Source organism: Amycolatopsis sp. (assembly GCF_036008905.1).
In the GTDB taxonomy this organism is placed as follows: Bacteria; Actinomycetota; Actinomycetes; order Mycobacteriales; family Pseudonocardiaceae; genus Amycolatopsis.
On sequence record NZ_DASYMU010000069.1, the window covers coordinates 1 to 17,316 of the forward strand.

General features: G+C 68.7%; 16 protein-coding genes, 1 pseudogene and 1 riboswitch. Of the genes and pseudogenes, 15 read left to right on the plus strand and 2 right to left on the minus strand.

Translation table 11 applies throughout. The annotated features are described in order from the left end of the window. From VGP60_RS13340 to VGP60_RS13370, 7 genes are all read left to right on the plus strand, one after another. A partial coding sequence (locus tag VGP60_RS13340) for a M23 family metallopeptidase (RefSeq protein WP_414640341.1) occupies positions 1-606 on the plus strand: 606 nt, incomplete at its 5' end. 149 nt (positions 607-755) lie between these two features. Then, a riboswitch (SAM riboswitch) is annotated at positions 756-873 on the plus strand. 35 nt (positions 874-908) lie between these two features. Further along, positions 909-2,261: an aminotransferase class V-fold PLP-dependent enzyme gene (locus VGP60_RS13345; RefSeq protein WP_327548284.1), complete on the plus strand. Its 1,353-nt coding sequence runs from the start codon at positions 909-911 to the stop codon at positions 2,259-2,261. 26 nt (positions 2,262-2,287) lie between these two features. Next, positions 2,288-3,028 carry a hypothetical protein gene (locus VGP60_RS13350; RefSeq protein WP_327548285.1) on the plus strand — a complete coding sequence of 247 codons (741 nt, stop codon included), beginning with the start codon at positions 2,288-2,290 and terminating at the stop codon, positions 3,026-3,028. 24 nt (positions 3,029-3,052) lie between these two features. Continuing rightward, on the plus strand, positions 3,053-3,685 hold the full coding sequence (gene lspA / locus VGP60_RS13355; protein WP_414640342.1) for a signal peptidase II: 633 nt from the start codon (positions 3,053-3,055) through the stop codon (positions 3,683-3,685). Continuing rightward, positions 3,682-4,608, plus strand: coding sequence for an RluA family pseudouridine synthase (locus VGP60_RS13360; RefSeq protein ID WP_327548286.1), 927 nt, complete (start codon positions 3,682-3,684; stop codon positions 4,606-4,608). The genes lspA and VGP60_RS13360 overlap by 4 nt, the downstream gene beginning before the upstream one ends. A 91-nt stretch (positions 4,609-4,699) precedes the next feature. Further along, positions 4,700-5,593 (plus strand): helix-turn-helix transcriptional regulator, encoded by an 894-nt coding sequence (locus VGP60_RS13365; RefSeq protein ID WP_327548299.1) that lies wholly within the window; start codon positions 4,700-4,702, stop codon positions 5,591-5,593. Next, complete coding sequence (locus VGP60_RS13370) at positions 5,559-5,741, plus strand: DUF397 domain-containing protein (protein ID WP_327548287.1); 183 nt, start codon at positions 5,559-5,561, stop codon at positions 5,739-5,741. Before VGP60_RS13365 ends, VGP60_RS13370 begins: the two co-directional genes overlap by 35 nt. An 80-nt stretch (positions 5,742-5,821) precedes the next feature. Here the strand turns inward: VGP60_RS13370 and VGP60_RS13375 are convergent, their stop codons facing one another. After that, entirely contained in the window at positions 5,822-6,706 is an 885-nt protein-coding gene (locus VGP60_RS13375) for an AsnC family transcriptional regulator (RefSeq protein ID WP_327548288.1), read from the minus strand. Positions 6,707-6,829: 123 nt separating this feature from the next. Here VGP60_RS13375 and VGP60_RS13380 point away from each other — a divergent pair. The 5 genes and pseudogenes from VGP60_RS13380 (at position 6,830) to VGP60_RS13400 (ending at position 14,809) form a co-directional block, all read left to right on the plus strand. Further along, positions 6,830-10,140: pseudogene (locus VGP60_RS13380) on the plus strand (DUF885 domain-containing protein). 26 nt (positions 10,141-10,166) lie between these two features. Beyond that, a complete protein-coding gene (gene fahA / locus VGP60_RS13385) occupies positions 10,167-11,375 on the plus strand; it encodes a fumarylacetoacetase (protein ID WP_327548289.1) in 1,209 nt (402 codons plus the stop codon). Further along, complete coding sequence (locus VGP60_RS13390) at positions 11,369-12,535, plus strand: AAA family ATPase (protein WP_327548290.1); 1,167 nt, start codon at positions 11,369-11,371, stop codon at positions 12,533-12,535. Before fahA ends, VGP60_RS13390 begins: the two co-directional genes overlap by 7 nt. Before the next feature lie 65 nt (positions 12,536-12,600). Then, positions 12,601-13,746: an acyl-CoA dehydrogenase family protein gene (locus VGP60_RS13395; RefSeq protein WP_327548291.1), complete on the plus strand. Its 1,146-nt coding sequence runs from the start codon at positions 12,601-12,603 to the stop codon at positions 13,744-13,746. Between the two features lie 22 nt (positions 13,747-13,768). Continuing rightward, positions 13,769-14,809, plus strand: coding sequence for an LLM class F420-dependent oxidoreductase (locus tag VGP60_RS13400; RefSeq protein WP_327548292.1), 1,041 nt, complete (start codon positions 13,769-13,771; stop codon positions 14,807-14,809). Between the two features lie 209 nt (positions 14,810-15,018). Here VGP60_RS13400 and VGP60_RS13405 read toward each other — a convergent pair whose 3' ends face one another. Continuing rightward, positions 15,019-15,324 (minus strand): hypothetical protein, encoded by a 306-nt coding sequence (locus tag VGP60_RS13405; protein ID WP_327548293.1) that lies wholly within the window; start codon positions 15,322-15,324, stop codon positions 15,019-15,021. Between the two features lie 223 nt (positions 15,325-15,547). Here VGP60_RS13405 and VGP60_RS13410 point away from each other — a divergent pair, with 223 nt between their 5' ends. The 3 genes from VGP60_RS13410 to VGP60_RS13420 are packed head-to-tail and all read left to right on the plus strand — an operon-like array spanning position 15,548 to position 17,272. Next, a complete protein-coding gene (locus tag VGP60_RS13410; protein WP_327548294.1) occupies positions 15,548-16,519 on the plus strand; it encodes an exopolyphosphatase in 972 nt (323 codons plus the stop codon). A 47-nt stretch (positions 16,520-16,566) separates the two neighbouring features. Next, positions 16,567-17,061 (plus strand): hypothetical protein, encoded by a 495-nt coding sequence (locus tag VGP60_RS13415; protein WP_327548295.1) that lies wholly within the window; start codon positions 16,567-16,569, stop codon positions 17,059-17,061. A gap of 19 nt (positions 17,062-17,080) precedes the next feature. Then, on the plus strand, positions 17,081-17,272 hold the full coding sequence (locus VGP60_RS13420; RefSeq protein ID WP_327548296.1) for a hypothetical protein: 192 nt from the start codon (positions 17,081-17,083) through the stop codon (positions 17,270-17,272). Positions 17,273-17,316: the final 44 nt, after the last annotated feature.

Consider the following 17,316-nt stretch of genomic DNA (forward strand, 5'->3'; position numbering starts at 1 on the left):
GCCGCCGAGGTGGCCCCCTTCCCGGCGCTGGCGCTGCCGTTCAAAGCGGGCCAGCAGGTGTATTCCGCCGGCATCCACTCCGACGACGGCAGCACCGGCGTGAAGAACGCCCTCGACCTCAGCCCGGCCGACAAGACCGTGCGGGCGCCGCTGGCCGGCACGGTGCACCTGCAGCACTGCGCCGGCGGCGACTGGGTGACCATCGACCACGAAGGTGGCCTGCGCACCGGGTACTACCACATGGAGGGCATCGCGGTCACCGACGGTCAGCAGGTCGAGACCGGCACGGTGCTCGGTTCGGTCGGCAACGCCCTGCCGTGCGGCGGCAGCACGACCGGCGCGCACGTGCACTTCACTCTGTGGACCCTCCCCGCGGCGACGGCCTCCGCGCGGAGCGATTCCCCGAGGGCTTCGGGCAACTGGAATGGCGTTTCGTACGCGCAGCTTTCGAGTGATTTCGCGGACGCTTTCGGCGAGAGCGTCGATGGCAAGACGATCGGCGGCTGGCTGTTCACCGAAGGCGCCGAGCAGTACAAAGGCACCGCGACCCGGGTGCGCGACGGCCGCTTCACCAAGCTCCCCGGCCGCTTCCGCTACGAGGGCTGACCCCTCCCAAAAGTGGCATGAACGGACCTTTCATCTCGGTTTTCGAGATGAAAGGTCCGTTCATGCCACTTCGCGTGGGCAGTGAGCGGGGTCTCAGTTCGTGGGAAGGGGCTCGCGCGGCGGGAAATCCTCGGCTAACGTCTCCGGCAGGTCACGAGTGCCAGCATCAAGCCCCGGCTTGCTGGCCGGCAACCCTCCTTCCGCGGTGGGGTGCCCCGGGTGAGGACCTGGCCCATCCCCAAACGGGGTGGTGGGCAAGCGCGGATCCCTCATGGGGTCCCCAGGACCGCCGAGGAGACATCATGACTCTCGCACTCGAACGCATTTCTGCCACTGAAACCCTTGCGCCGCAAGACTTTCCGACTGTTGTCGGGTCGCGTCTGCGGGTACCGCTGGTGACCGGCGAGCAGGTCGGCTACGCGAACCTCGACCACGCCGCCAGCGCCCCCTGTCTCGACGCCGTGCGTGACGCCGTCGACGAGTTCCTTCCCTGGTACGCCAGTGTTCACCGCGGCGCGGGCTTCGCTTCGCAGGTGTCGACCAAGCTCTACGAGCGCACTCGCGACGTGCTGCGCCGCTTCGTCGACGCGCGTTCCGGCGACACCGTGGTGTTCACCCGCAACACCACCGATTCCTTCAATCTGCTGGCGCGGGCCTTGCCCCGCAACACTTCCGTCGTCGTGTTCGACACCGAGCACCACGCCGCGCTGCTGCCGTGGAAGGGCCGCAACGTCCACCGCGTGCCGACGCCGCGCACGCGCCTCGAAGCGGTGTCCGCTGTGGACGGTGCGCTCGCCGCCTGCCCGGAAGGACCGCGGCTCGTCGTCATCACCGGCGCGTCCAACGTCACCGGAGAACTGTTGCCCGTCAAGGAAATCGCCGCCGTCGCCCGTCGTTACGGCGCCCGCATCGCGCTCGACGGCGCGCAGCTCGCGCCGCACCGCCGGATTTCGCTGCGGGAACTGGACGTCGACTACGTGGCGATCTCCGGGCACAAGCTGTACGCGCCTTTTGGTGCGGGCGCGCTGATCGGGCGTGCGGACTGGTTGCGCGCGGCGCAGCCGTACCTGACCGGCGGTGGCGCGACCAAGGTCGTCACCGGTGAAGGTGATCAGCTCGGCGTCGTGTGGAACTCCGGGCCGGAGCGGCACGAGGCCGGTTCGCCCAACACCGTTGGCGTGTATGCCCTCGGTGTCGCCTGCGAGCAGCTTTCCGCCCGGTGGGACCAGGTCGCCGAGCACGAAGTCGTTTTGCTCGAACGCCTCCAGCGCGGGCTTGCGGCCGTGCCGGGACTCGCCGAACTGCGGCTGTTCGACGCCGCTGTCGAACGCGTCGGCACGATCAGTTTCGTGCTGGACGGGTTCGAGCCCGGCTGGCTCGCCGCGGTCCTTTCGGCCGAGTACGGAATCGGCGTGCGCGACGGCGCGTTCTGCGCGCATATCGCGACCAGGCGGCTCATCAAGGAGACCGGATCCCAGGCGCAGCAAGCTGTCCGGGTCAGCCTCGGGCTCGGGACCACCGAGGAGCACGTCGACCGGCTGCTGCTCGCGCTGCGTCAGATCGTCGCCAGGGGCGCACGCTGGACCTACGCCAAGAAGGACGGCCGCTGGGCGCCGATCGACGACCCGCGTGAGCTGCCTGCCTTCCTGCGCTGAAAGCAACTTCGCTAGGCTTTTCCCGTATGGGGAAGAAGTTCTGGTTTCCGTTGGCGTTGCTGGGATTCGTGCTGATCGCGCTCGCGCTCGTGCCACCGGGCAACGAGAGCCCGTTCGCCTGGGTGAGCTCGTCGGTTTCGGGCGGGGTCCCGATTCACGCGGTTTCCGTGACGCAAGTGGCCACCGGTGATTTTCACGTTCTCGGGACGCGCGCGGATTACTGGCCCTATCTGGTCGCGGCGATCTTCGTCGCGACCGTGGCCTGGTACGCCGTGCGCGCCGAGAAGCCCAGGCCGTGGCGGCGGCTGGCCGCGATCGCCTTTTGCGGGCTAATCGCGATTCCGATCGCCGGGATCGTCGCCGACGGGATGATGTCCCACGGCGACGGGCGTGAGCTGCTCGGCACGGTGATGGGCCTGTTCGCGCTGCTCGGGGCGGGTGGCGCCGCGTGGGCGTACTTCCGGCTCGGACCCGGCCGGGGTGCTGCGATCATCATCGCGGTGATGTTCGGCCCGCTCGCCGTGTACGCCTGGCTCGTGGCGCTGGTGCCGCAGACGGCCGAAGCGCTGCTCCCCGGGCTGGGGCTGCTCGCGCTGGCGTGGTTCGAGCGCAGCGTGCTGCTGGCGTCGGTCACGCTGGCCTTCTTACTGGCCGTGATCGTGTTCACGACCGGCCTGGCGGCGCTGCTCGTCCCCGCCGCGGTGATGCTCGCGGGCGCGATCGCGACCCTCCTGACGCACCGGCCGCCCTCCGCCGACACGGCCTGAGCAGGGCCAGTGGACAATGGAGGGGTGAGTACCGATCCCGAATCGCGGCCAGAGACCGCTCCCGTGGCGGCCGAGGTCGCCGAACCCGGGCCGGTCGCCGAGCCGGCACTGCCCAAACGGCGTATCGGCCTGGTGTTCCTGGTCGCCGTGCTGGCCTTCGCCGCGGACCTGGTCACGAAGATCATCGTGGTCTCCACGCTCGAGCGCCACGAGCCGATCCCGGTGCTCGGCGGGCTCGTCTACTTCCAGCTCGTCCGCAACGGCGGCGCCGCGTTCTCCATCGCGACCGGGATGACCTGGATCCTCGCGATCATCGCCGCCGCCGTGGTCATCGCCATCATCTGGCTGGCGGGGCGCCTGCGCTCGGTCGGCTGGGCCATCGGCCTCGGGCTTGTCCTGGCCGGGGCGTTCGGCAACCTGGTCGACCGGATCTTCCGGGCGCCGTCGCCGTTCCAGGGTCACGTCGTCGACTTCGTCTCGGTGTTCGCGCCGAACGGCGAGGCGTGGCCGATCTTCAATGTCGCCGACTCGTGCATCTGTGTCGGCGGGGTGCTGATCGTGCTGCTCTCCCTGCTGGGCAAGGAGTACGACGGCCGATCCACAAAGGACTCGAAGAGTCCCGGAAAAACCACAGTGAAGGCCGAGGAAAACCAGTGAGTGCCCGAATGTTGCCCGTCCCCGACGGCCTGGAGGGCATGCGTGTCGACGCCGGGCTCGCCAAGCTGCTCGGCCTCTCCAGGACCACCGTGGCCGAGCTCGCCGCGGCCGGTGACGTCCTGATCGACGGCAAGCCCGCGGGCAAGTCCGACCGGCTGCTGGCCGGCGGGATCCTCGAAGTGACGCTGCCCGAGCCGGTCAACCACAACGAGGTCATCGTCGAGCCGGTGCCCGGGATGACGATCGTGTTCCAGGACGACGACATCGTGGTCGTCTCGAAGCCGGTCGGTGTCGCCGTGCACCCGAGCCCCGGCTGGACGGGCCCGACCGTCGTCGGTGGCCTCGCGGCCGCGGGGCTGCGCATCTCGACGTCCGGCTCCGCCGAGCGCCAGGGCGTCGTGCACCGCTTGGACGCCGGGACGACCGGGGTCATGGTCGTCGCCAAGAGCGAGCACGCGTACACGATGCTGAAGCGCGCGTTCAAGGAACGCACCGTCGACAAGGGCTACACCGCGCTCGTCCAGGGCCACCCGGACCCGACACGCGGCACCATCGACGCCCCGATCGACCGGCACCCGCGCCAGGACTACCGCTACGCCGTCGTCGAAGGCGGACGGCCGAGCATCACGCACTACGAGGTCGTCGAGGCCTTCCCCGGTGCGTCGCTGGCGGAGATCAAGCTGGAGACCGGCCGGACGCACCAGATCCGCGTGCACTTCTCGGCGATGCGCCACCCGTGCGTCGGCGACCTGACCTACGGCGCGGACCCGACGCTCGCGAAGCGGCTCGGCCTCACCCGCCAATGGCTGCACGCGCGGACGCTCGGCTTCCACCACCCGTCCGACGGCCGGTGGGTCCAGTTCGAAACCGAGTTCCCGGACGACCTCGCGAAGGCGCTGAAGATCCTTCGCTCGGAGAACTGAGTTTGTTGCGGTAACCGCAACAGTTACCGCCTTCGGGCGGACTCTCGCGTGTACTGCTTCCCGCTCACTCTCCGTGAGCAATGATGTGCCGATGGCCATCGATTCGGACCCGACCGTCCGCGCGCAAGAGTTGGGCGAAGCGCTACGCGTGCTTCGCGAGGAAGCCAACCTGAGCGTCCGCACGGCCGGTGCCCGGATCGACGCCTCGGCGAGCAAGATCAGCCGGTTGGAAAACGGGAAGAACGCCGTCGCGATCGACGATGTGGCGGCGTTGCTGGCGGTCTACCAGGTGACGGGCCCACGACGCCGGAAGCTACTCGACCTCGCCCACGAGGCCGAACAACGCGGCTGGTGGCAACGCAACACGCTGACTTTCGCCGAACGCCAGGAAACCCTGATGTCCCTGGAATCCCGCGCCCTCGCCATCACCAGCTTCGAACCGATCGTCGTGCCGGGTCTGCTGCAGACCGGCGAGTACACCCGCGCGATCATGGTCGAGTCGGGCATTGTCGACGACCAGGATGTCGAAAACCGGATGATCACCCGTCTCCAACGGCATTCAGTGCTGTTGCGGAGACAGCCGCCGGGCCTGCTGGCGATCATCGACGAACTCGCACTGCGCCGAGTGATCGGCGGCCGCGATGTGCTGCGCCGCCAACTAGAGCATCTGGTCGAAATGGCTCAACGACCGAATATCGCCATCCGGATCGTGCTGAATGCGGACCGAGGCCATCCCGGGATCGATGGCGGATTCTTGGTGATCCGGCGCCCAGAAGGCACCCCAGTGGTGTTTCTGGCGAACCTCACCTCAAGTCTTTTTCTGGAGGAAACGGCCGAGATCGCGCAGTACGAGCAGGTCACCAGGGAGCTGCTCAACCACGCGCTCGATCCGGCCGAATCGCTCCGGTACCTTGGCGAACAGGCAAGACGACTGGACACAGGAGTGCCATATGAAGATCACCCCCGAGCGGCTGATCTGGATTAAGAGCAGCTACAGCGGCACTACGGAGAACTGCGTCGAGCTGGCTTTCACAAAGTCCTCAGTCCTGGTGCGCGATTCCAAAGACCCCGCCGGTGGCACCCTCCACACCTCCGCCACCACCCTGCGCGCCCTCCTCACCCACCTCACCTGACGGTCCGTGAAGGCCACATTGAGGGACTCTGAGTCCCTCAATGTGGCCTTCACGGCCAGTTCGCAGGAGGAGTGGGGCGGTTAGTCCTCGATGGACCAGGTGAGGGTGCGGTCGTCCGGTTCGGGGCGCGGGCTCCATCGCACGGAGACGACCTTGGTCGCGTCGGGCAGCACGTAGACGGTGTGACCGCCCAGGGTTTCCCCCGGCTGGACGCCGATCTTGTGCGGCGGCCGCGAGGTGAGCGACACGGGCGCTTTGCCGATGGCGGTGCCGTCCTCGGCGATCAGCTCGAGGTAGTTGTCCGGCAGCGAAACGAACGGGATGCCACCGCGGTTGGTGATCTCGGTGTGCACGACGACGGCGCGTTCGCCCTCGTCGAGGCGGTAGCCGGCGGCGCTGAACAGGAAGTCCGCCGGGTCCTGGACTTCGAGGAGTCCGACGGTCAGTTGTTCGCCTTCCAAGCCCAGGGTCTCCATCGCGTCCCCGGTCCGGCCGCGCTTGCCCGCAGGTTGGCCGGGTGATTTCTCGTCGCCGCGGGCCCAGGACGCCGTCTGCGGCGGACCCCAGGTGCTCATCACCGGGTCCGGTGGCGGAGGCGGCGCGTACTGCTGCTGTTGCTGCGGGGGAGCGGGCGGACGAGAGACAGGCGGTGGGGGCGGGGCGTAGCGGCCCGACGGCGTGCCCTGCACGTTGTACGTGCCAGAAGGCGTCGCCTGCTGTGGAGGTCGAGGCGGTGGCTGTTGCTGGTAGCCCGGCCAAGGCGCGCCGAGCGCGGCACGCAGGCCGTTCGGGTCGCTTTCCACGCCCACGAGCAGCGGCAACCCACTGCCCGACAGCGCGACCAGCCGGTACGCCACCTCGCGCGGGTCCATCCCGACCTTCGCGGCCAATTCGTGGACGGCCGTCTTACCCAGCTCGGCCAGCGCGGCGAGCAGTCGGGCATCCACGGGATCGGTCACGGCCACCCCGCGAACGCTACCTGCTCCCCTCCGCGCCCGCGCCGAAGGCCGCCGTGATTCCCCGGCGCCGAGGTGGTGTCTCCAACTAGTGTTGGAATCACCGCAGTCGCCGACCCCTGGGGATGAACGATGACCGAAGTGGCCACCCTTGCCGACGAGTTCGTCGAAGCGATGTTCGACGCCGAGCCGCTCTGGCCGGTGCTGCTGGGCATCCCTTCGCCGAGGACCGGGCTGGCTGATCTCAGCGCCGAAGCCGAACAGGGCTACCGCGCGAACCTGACCCGGTTCATCCAGCGCGCCCGCGAGCTGGACCCGGCCGGGCTGAGCGCGCCGGACAGGGTGACGCGCGAGGTCCTGATCAACCAGGCACAGGGCGCCCTCGACGAGATCGACTCCCGCTGGGCCGGGTTCAACATCAGCGGCCTGTTCGCCTCCCCGGCCGCCGGGCTACTCAGCTCGTTGCCGATGGTCCCGGTGACCAACGCCGAAGAGGGCGCCGCGCAGCTGGAGCGGCTCGCGGTCATCCCGGCGTTCCTGCAGCAGTCGCTGCAGCGACTGCGCGACGGCGTCGCGGTGGGCTTGCTGCCCGTGGCCCCGCTCGTCCAAGGCGCCATCGCGCAGATCGACCGCTACCTGGCCGACCCCGAATCGGACCCGTTGCTGCGCCAGCCCGCGCCGGACGAAGACTTCGAACAGCGTCGCGCCGAGGTCCTGCGTGACGTCGTGCACCCGGGATTCGCGGCGTACCGCGACGCGCTGATCGCCGAGATCGCGCCGCACGGCCGGCCCGAGGAGAAGCCCGGCGTCTGCTGGCTGCCCGAGGGCAAGGAGATCTACACCTTGCTCGCGCGCAAGCACACGACCACCGACCGGACGCCGGAAAGCCTGCACGCCACCGGGCTCGAGGTCATCGAGCGGCTCGCCACGGAGTACCGCGAGATCGGCTCGCGCGTGTTCGGCACCGAAGACCTCGCGGAGATCTTCGCCCGCCTCCGCACGGACCCGGCGCTGCGCTGGGAAAGCGCGGAGGAGTTGCTGGACAGCGCCCGCGCCGCCATCACCCGGGCCGACGAGGCCGCGCCCGCGTGGTTCGGCCGGATCCCGCCGCAGGAGTGGAAGGTCGAGGCCGTCCCGGCGGACGCGGCGCCCGCGGCGCCGCCCGCGTACTACATGCAGCCCTCGTCCGACGGCTCCCGCCCCGGCATCTACTTCGCGAACACCCACGAAGTCACCGAGCGCCAGAAGCATGTGGCCGAGGCGACGGCGTTCCACGAAGCCATTCCCGGGCACCACTTCCAGATCAGCACCGCGCTCGGCCTCGACGATCTGCCGCTGCTGCGCCGGATCGGCGACTTCAACGCCTACATCGAGGGCTGGGGGCTCTACTCCGAGCGCCTCGCCCTGGAGATGGGTCTCTACTCCGGTGACGTCGCGCTGCTCGGCATGCTGACGCTGGATTCGATGCGCGCCGGTCGGCTCGTGGTCGACACGGGGCTGCATTCGCTGGGCTGGAGTCGCCAGAAGGCGGTGGACTTCCTCGAGGAGAACACGCCGATGGCGAAGGTCGAGATCGAGGCGGAGATCGACAGGTACATCGCGTATCCCGGGCAGGCGTTGTCGTACATGGTCGGCAGGCTGGAGATCCTGCGCATCCGCGAAACCGCGGAGAAGGCGCTGGGCTCCCGCTTCGATATCAAGGAGTTCCACGATCTCGTGCTGGGCGGCGGCGCGTTGCCGTTGTCGGTGCTCGACTCGGTCGTGGCGGAATGGGTGGCAGGCAAATGAGCGAGATCAACGCACTGGCGGACGAATACATCGAGGCGTACTTCAAGGCGCAGCCGTGGCGCGCTTCGCTCATGGGTCTCCCGGGCGACCACGATCGGTTGCCGGACTTGAGTGTCGATGCTGAGCAGGCGCGTCGCGCGGAACTGCTGGACTTCGTCGAGCGGGCCGAAACCCTGCGTGCGGGCACGCTGTCTCCGCAGGAAGCGGTAACGGCCGACGTCGTGATCCAGCAGGCCAAGGCCGCGGTGGACGCGATCGACGCACGGACGCTCGAATTCGTCGTCAGCGATGGATTGTCGTCTCCCGCCCTGCAACTGCTGGTGGGGCTGCCGGTCATCTCGTTGAACGACGAGGAGAAAGCCAAGGGCTTTCTCGTCAGGCTGGCCGCCATACCGTCCTTTTTGGACGATCTGAGCGCGCGGCATCGCCGCGGACTCGCCGACGGCCTGATTCCGCCGAAGTTCCTCATCGACGGCGGAATCGCTTACGTGGACCGGTATCTCTCCGATCCCGACGGTGATCCGTTGCGTATCGCGTCGACAGCCGAGGTCGAAGGCTTCGAGCAGGAGCGGGACAGGCTGCTCGCCGAAGTCGTGCGCCCGGCGTACCGGCGTTACCGCGACTTCCTCGCCACTGAGCTCAAACCGCACGGCCTGCCCGAGGACAAGCCCGGCCTGTCCTGGCTTCCCGGCGGTGACGAAAAGTACGCCGCGCTGATCCGCGTGCACACCACCACCGAACGCACCGCCCAGGACCTGCACGACACCGGGCTCGACCTCATCGCGAAGCTCGCCGATGAGTACCGCGAACTCGGCGCGCGGGTGTTCGGGACCAAGGATCTCGCGGAGATCTTCGAGCGGCTGCGCACCGACCCGGCACTGCGGTGGCGTGACGGCGACGAGATGCTGGAGTCCGCGCGTGAGACGATCGCCCGCGCGGAAGCCGTTTCCCCGCAATGGTTCAGCACGATTCCGGAGCAGAAGTGCGAGGTGCGCGCCGTCCCGGAGTCGGAGGCCGAAGGCGGCACGATCGCGTACTACTTCGAGCCCGCGCTCGACGGTTCGCGCCCGGGTATCTACTTCGCCAACACTTTCGACGCGCACAAGCGGCCCCGGCACGCCGGTGAGGCGATCGCGTTCCACGAAGCCGTTCCGGGACACCATTTCCAGCTCAGCACCGCGCTCGGGCTGACCGAACTCCCGTTGCTGCGCCGGATCGCCGACATCAACTCCTACATCGAGGGCTGGGGTCTCTACGCCGAGCGCCTCGCCGACGAGATGGGGCTGTACTCCGGCGACGTCGCCAAGTTCGGCATGCTGACGCAGGATTCGATGCGCGCCGGTCGGCTCGTCGTCGACACCGGGTTGCACGCGCTGGGCTGGAGCCGTCAGCAGGCGATCGATTTCCTGCGGGACAACACCCCGATGGCGGCGCTGGAGATCGAGGCGGAGATCGACCGGTACGCCGCGAACCCGGGCCAGGCGTTGTCGTACATGGTGGGGCGCCTCGAAATCGAGCGCATCCGGGCCGAAGCGACAGCGGCGTTAGGGGAGAAGTTCGACATCCGCGCGTTCCACGACGTCGTCCTCGGCAGCGGGAACCTGCCGCTGCTCGTGCTCGAAGCCGTTGTCACCGCGTGGGTCGCGACAGTCTGATCACTGTCTTAAAGGAGAAAAAGTTCGTGGCGACATGGCTGGAGCTGCCCGAAAACACCGGGTTCGGCCTGGACAACCTGCCGTACGGCGTCTTTTCGCGGGGCGGCGGGCCGAAACGCGTCGGGGTGGCGATCGGCGACGGCGTCCTGGATCTGTTCGCGGCGGCCGAGCAAGCGGGTGAGGCGTTCGCGAACCTGCTCGGCGACGGGACGCTCAACCCGCTGCTCGCCGCCGGGCGGCCGGTGTGGCGCCAGGTCCGCGCGTGGGTCACCGAGTGGCTCACCGATCCCGCGCACCGCGAGCTCGTCGGCTCGCATCTGGTGCCGCTCGACGGCGTCCAGCTGCATCTGCCGTTCGAGGTCGCGGACTACGTCGACTTCTACTCCAGTGAGCACCACGCCATCAACGCCGGTCAGATCTTCCGCGGCGCCGACGACGAGCTGATGCCGAACTGGAAGCACCTGCCGATCGGCTATCACGGCCGCGCGGGCACGGTCGTCGTCTCCGGCACCGAGGTGACGCGGCCGAGCGGACAACGCAAGCCGCGCAACGAAACCGTCCCGACTTTCGGGCCTTCGCGCAGTCTCGACATCGAAGCGGAGGTCGGGTTCGTCGTCGGTGTTCCGTCCGAGCAGGGCAAACCAGTCGGCACGGACGCGTTCGCGGACCACGTTTTCGGCGTGTGCCTGGTGAACGACTGGTCGGCGCGGGACATCCAGGCGTGGGAGTACCAGCCGCTCGGGCCGTTCCTCGGCAAGTCGTTCGCGACCTCGATCTCGCCGTGGATCGTCCCGCTCGACGCGCTCGAACACGCTCGCGTCGCGTCGCCGCCGCAGGATCCCGAGCCGCTGCCGTACCTGCGGCACGACGAGAACTGGGGCCTGGACCTGGCGATGGAGGTCCGGCTCAACGGCCATCTCGTGTCCAGCCCGCCGTTCGCGACCCAGTACTGGACGGCGGCGCAGCAGCTCGCGCACCTGACGGTCAACGGCGCGAGCCTGCGCACCGGCGACCTGTACGCGTCGGGCACGGTCAGCGGGCCGGAGCGGGACCAGCGCGGGTCGTTCCTCGAGCTCGGCTGGGGCGGGCGTGAGCCGTTCGACCTGCCGGACGGCACGCAGCGCACGTTCCTGCTGGACGGCGACGAAGTGAGCATCAGCGCCACCGCGCCCGGCCCGGGTGGCAGCCGGATCGGCTTCGGCGAGGTGCGGGGACGGGTTTTGCCCGCGTGCTGACGACGTTGGCCGTGGAGAACTACCGGTCTTTGCGCTCGGTGGTTCTCCCGCTCGGGCGGCTGACCGTGGTCACCGGCGCGAACGGCACCGGGAAGTCGAGCCTGTACCGGGCGTTGCGGCTGCTCGCCGACGCTTCCCGCAACGGCGCGATAGCCGCGCTCGCGCGGGAAGGCGGCCTGCGGTCGACGTTGTGGGCGGGGCCGGAAACGGTCGGGCGTTCGGTGCGCGAAGGCCGTCATCCGGTGCAGGGCGTCGCGCGCACCAAACCCGTGAGCCTGCAGCTGGGCTTCGGTGGTGACGAGTTCGGTTACGCCGTCGACTTCGGTCTTCCGACGCCGCACGAGACGCAGTTCAACCTCGATCCCGAGGTCAAACGGGAAAGCGTCTGGACCGGTCCGGTGTTCAAGCCCGCGTCGCTGCTCGCCGACAGGCACGGCACCAGGGTCCTGACGCGTGATGAGACGGGCGCGTGGGCGGGGGAGCCGGACACGATCCGGCCGACCGACAGCATGCTCAGCGAGTTCGCCGATCCGCGCCGCGCGCCGGAACTGCTGGTGGTGCGCGAGCGGATCCGTTCTTGGCGGTTCTACGACCACTTTCGCACCGACATCTCCGCGCCCGCCCGCGAGAGCCGGATCGGGACGCGGACGCCGGTGCTCGGGCACGACGGCGGTGACGTCGCGGCGGCGTTGCAGACGATCCGCGAGAGCCAGTACGCCGACGCGCTGGACGAAGCCGTCGACCACGCGTTCCCGGGTTCGCGCATCGACGTCGTCAACGCCGACGGCCGGTTCGATCTGCGGCTCCACCAGCATGGTCTGCTGCGCCCGCTGGCCGCCGCGGAGCTGTCCGACGGGACGCTGCGGTACCTGCTGTGGATCGCCGCGCTGCTCACGCCGCGGGCGCCGGAGCTGCTCGTCCTCAACGAGCCGGAGACCAGCCTGCACCCGGATCTGCTTCCGCCGCTGGCCGAGCTGATCGCGCAGGCGGCCCGGAACACGCAGCTCGTCGTCGTGTCGCACTCCGCGCCGCTCATCGAGGCGCTGGAGAAGGTCGCCGGGGAGCTGGCGACGGTCGCGCTGGTGAAGGAGTTCGGCGAGACCACCGTGCTCGGCCAAGGCCGTCTCGACCGCCCTTCCTGGCACTGGCCCAAACGCTGAGCCCGGGGAAAGTGTCGACATGTTCCCGCTGTTGACATGAGGTCAACAGGTGGCATCATCGGGGGATGACCAGCACGAGCCTTTCCGGCGAGCGCCAGGCGTTCGCCGACGCCGTCAAGGACTTCTGCCGCCGCGAGTTCGGCACGCGTGAGCGTCGCCTGGAGCTCACCGAAGGCGGCAAACACGCGCACAGCCAGGAGATCTACCAGAAGATGGCGGACCTCGGCTGGCTCGGCGTGAACCTGCCGTCGGCCTACGGCGGCTCCGACGGGGGAGCGGTGGACCTCACGCTCTTCCTGGAGAACACCGCCTACGGACTGGCCCCGATCGGGGGATTCGCGACGTCGATCATCGTTGCCGCGGCATACGAGAAGTTCGGCACCGAGGAGCAGAAGAACGACGTGCTCGCCGGGGTCACCCGTGGCCGCGTGCAGGCGATCTCGATGTCCGAGCCGGAAGCCGGTTCCGACGTCGGCGCGCTGGTCTGCAGGGCCGAGCGTGTCGACGGCGGTTTCCTGGTCAACGGGCAGAAGACCTGGTGCTCGGCCGCGCATATCGCCGACAACATCCTGCTCGTCGCGCGGACGTCGTCGGCGGGCGGCAAACACGAGGGCATGACGATGTTCCAGGTGCCGACGACCGTCGAGGGCCTGCGGATCAGCGGCATCGACACCATGGGCGGCAAGGAGGTCAACGACCTCTACTTCACCGACGTCTTCCTCCCCGAAAGCGCGGTGCTCGGCGAGGTCGACCAGGGCTGGCGCCAGCTGATGGCTGGGCTCAACGCCGAACGCCTCATCCTCGCCGCCAACAGCCTCGGCCGGGCGCAACGCGCTTTCGACGACACGCTCGACTACGTCAAGCAGCGCAAGCAGTTCGGCCGTCCGATCGGCACCTTCCAGGTGCTGCGGCACCGCCTCGCCGACCTCGCGACCGAGCTCGAAGCGACCCGGCTGCTCGTGCGGCACACTGCCGAACTCGTCGACGAGAACCCCGGCAAACTCTTCCCACGCGAAGCGTCGATGGCCAAGCTGAAAGCGACGGAACTCTCGAAAGCCGTTGCGTTGGAAGGTATGCAGATGATGGGCGGGTACGGTTACGCCACCGAGTACGGGATGGAAGCGCACCTGCGCGCGACCGTGGTGTCCACTGTGTACGGCGGCACCAGCGAGGTGCAGCGCGACATCATCGGCAAGACCTACGGACTGTGAAACGCTTGCGAGAGGCCAGAATATGAGGATCGGTACCCAGATCAGCTATGCGGGCGGTTTCGCCGAGAGCGTGGCGGACATCGTCGAGTTGGAGAAGGTCGGGCTCGACATCGTGTTCGTCCCCGAGGCGTACTCGTTCGACGCGGTGAGCCAACTCGGTTACGTGGCCGCGAAGACCGAGCGCGTCGAAATCGCGTCCGGCATCTTCCAGATCTACACCCGCACGCCGACACTGACGGCGATGACGGCCGCCGGCCTCGACTTCGTCTCCGACGGCCGGTTCACCCTCGGCATCGGCGCGTCCGGTCCGCAGGTCATCGAGGGATTCCACGGCGTGAAGTACGACGCGCCGCTCGGCCGCACGCGCGAGCTGATCGAGATCTGCCGCCAGGTGTGGCGCCGTGAAAAGGTCGTCCACGACGGCAAGTTCTACAAGATCCCGCTACCCGCCGAGCAGGGCACCGGTCTGGGCAAGCCGCTCAAGCTGATCAACCACCCGGTCCGCCCGCGCATCCCGATCATGCTGGCCGCGATCGGGCCGAAGAACGTCGCGCTGACAGCGGAGCTCGCGGAGGGCTGGGAGCCGATCTTCTTCCACCCGGAGAAGGCCGCGGACGTCTGGGGCGCGTCGCTGGCGGAGGGCAAGGCCAAGCGCGACCCGGAACTCGGCGAGCTCGACACCGTCATCGGCACCGCGCTGGCCGTCGGCGACGACGTCGACCATCTGCTGGATTACGTGCGTCCGCAGCTGGCGCTGTACATCGGCGGGATGGGTGCGCGGGGCAAGAACTTCTACAACGACCTGGCCGTGCGGTACGGCTACGAAGAGGCCGCGAAGACGATCCAGGACCTGTACCTCGACGGCAAGAAGGAAGAGGCCGCCGCGGCCGTGCCGCTCGAGCTGCTCAAGGCGACTTCGCTGGTGGGCCCGGCCGGGTACGTGAAGGAGCGGCTGGCCGCGTTCGCCGAGGCCAACGTGACCACGCTCGTGGTGAACCCGCTGCAGCCCGGCCGGGAAAGCCGCGTCGCGGCCGTGCGAGAACTGAAGGAACTGCTCGGCTAGGACCGCATGGCTCGGCTTGGGTGGGTGGGTCGTGAGTGCTTACGAGTGTTAGAACACTTGTTGCCACTCACGAGTCACCCACCGACGGTGCCTGTCGGGCCGTCGCCGTCGTGGTCGCCCTGGCAGGTCGCCAGGCGAAGCTCCGCCGACTGGACGCCTGGCCGTTCCGCGGGCGTGCCCGCCTCGCCGGGCGTCGCCTCGCCGGGGAATCAGCCCACCGAGCGGGCCTCGCCGGGGACCTCCATTGAGCCGTTCGTGGTGAGCGAGAGCTCCACCAGCCTGCCGATACTTAGCCCGATCGAGGGTATTTCGAGCCCGGTGGGCCGCGCGGGCGGCAGTAATGGCGCTCCCGTCGCAGGTGTCACCGTTCGCGTGCCCGGAGTGAGCACGGGACCGTCTATGCTGGGGGCGGCCGGAGCGACGACGAGGGTCACCACCATGACCACCCCGGCCAGTGTGACGATCACGGCACCTGCCGCCGCGGCCAGCTTGCCAAGCTCGGATCTGTGCGTCACGGGCACCCGTTTCACGAGGTTCTGTTGTCTTGAAATCGTCGTTGTGCAGGGCATGCGTTACTGTGTTTCTCGTCCCGGGCCGACTTGGCCACCCGTCCGGGTTACACATTCGTGACTAGGTCACGGTTCGCTGAACGCGGGGATGGCGCCCGGCACGGTTTGAAAACGACCGTCGGTGCCTAATCTCTTCTGGGGTTCGAAAGACGATGGGGAGGTGAGTGCTGTGCGACGGGTTGTCGCGGATACGAAGGTCGGCGTCCTGGACGTCGGTTCGTTCAGTGCTCGGCTGGTGGTGCTCGAACGCGGCGGGTCGCCGCTCGAGCCGGTGCTCACCCACCAGACGAAGCTGCGCCTCGACAGGGAGCTCGACGCTTCCGGTCGCCTTCGCAAGAGCGGGATCGCGGCGATCGTCGCGGCCGTCGAAGCCGCCAACCAGATCGCCGCCAAGAACGGCGTCACCGACGTGTATCCGCTGGCCACGTCGTCGATCCGGGACGCGTGCAACGCCGATGACGTCGTCGCCGAAGTCGCCCGCGCCACCGGCACGGAGTTGCGTTTCCTGTCCGGCCGCCGTGAGGCCGAGCTGACCTACGTCGCCGCGCGCCGCTGGTACGGCGCGAGTGCGGGCCCGCTGCTGGTCCTCGACATCGGCGGCGGCACGGTGGAACTCGCCGCCGGACAAGGAGAACAGGCCGAGTTCGCCCGCTCGCTGCGCCTCGGCGCGCGCTCGATGACCCGCGACTGGCTGCCGAACGAAGTCGCCTCCAGCAAACGCATCGGCGCTCTGCGCGAGCACGTGCTCGACGAGGTCCGCACCGCGCTGTGCGACGTCGCGCCGCTGATCCGCGAGCACCGCACGGTCGGCTGCTCGAAGGTGCTGGGACAACTGGCCCGCCTCGCCGGTGCCCGCCCGCAACGCGGTGGCCCGGACGTCGGCCACGAGCTGCTGCTCGAAGACCTGCGGCGCTGGATCCCGCGGCTCGCCGTGCTCCCCGCCAAACGCCGTGCCGAGCTGCCGGGCATTTCGCGTGTGCGCGCTCGCCAGGCCCTCGCCGGGGCGATCGTCGCCGAGGCCCTGCTCACCGTGTCCGGCGGCCGCGTCGCGATCTGCCCGTGGTCGACGCGCGAGGGGCTGTTGCTGGGGATGCTCGACGGCACTCCGCCGGAGAAGTCCTCGAAGCGCCGCGCCGCCTGAGGTTTGGCTGCGCCCGAATGGGTATTCCTCCGGAAATGGGAGGAATCATGGAAGCGCGGGACACCCTGCTCGGGATTTACCTGAACGACCACCTGGCCGGTTCCACCGGCGGCGCCGACCTCGCGAAACGCTTGGCGGGTAGCGAAAACGAGTGGTCGGGCGGCGCGCTGGGGCGGATCGCGGAAGAGATCACCGAAGACCGCGAATCCCTGCTCGCCATCATGGCCACACTGGACGTCCCGGTCCGTCGCTACAAGGTGGCGGCGGCGTGGGCGGTGGAGAAGGCCGCCCGGCTGAAGCTGAACGGCCATCTGCTGACGAGGTCGCCGCTGAGCCGTCTCGTCGAGCTCGAAGCGATGCGCCTTGGAGTGGAAGGGAAAGCAGCGGGCTGGCGGACGTTGCTCGCGCGTGCCGCTGTCGACACCCGGCTCGGCTCATCGCACCTGGAGGGGCTGATCGAGCGGGCGCTCAAGCAGAGCGAGACGTTGGAACACCTGCGCGTCCGGGCGGCGGCGGAGGCCGTCGGTGGTGAAGAAAGCTGAAAGCGGGTATGCCGGGAGTATGAGAAAACACGACTCCGCCCGCACGGACGAGGAAGAGGACGAGCAGCCGCTGGCCGACAAGCTGCCGGGTGCCCTCAACCGTGACCTGCCCGCCAAGGGCGACAAGAAGAAGTCCGGTGGGAACAAGGACGTCTACGGCGACCTCGGCAACGACCTCGGCGAAGAACCTGTCCCCGAGCCCCCGGACTGAACCACGGTCGTGAGTGCGTAACAGTGTTCTAACACTGTTACGCA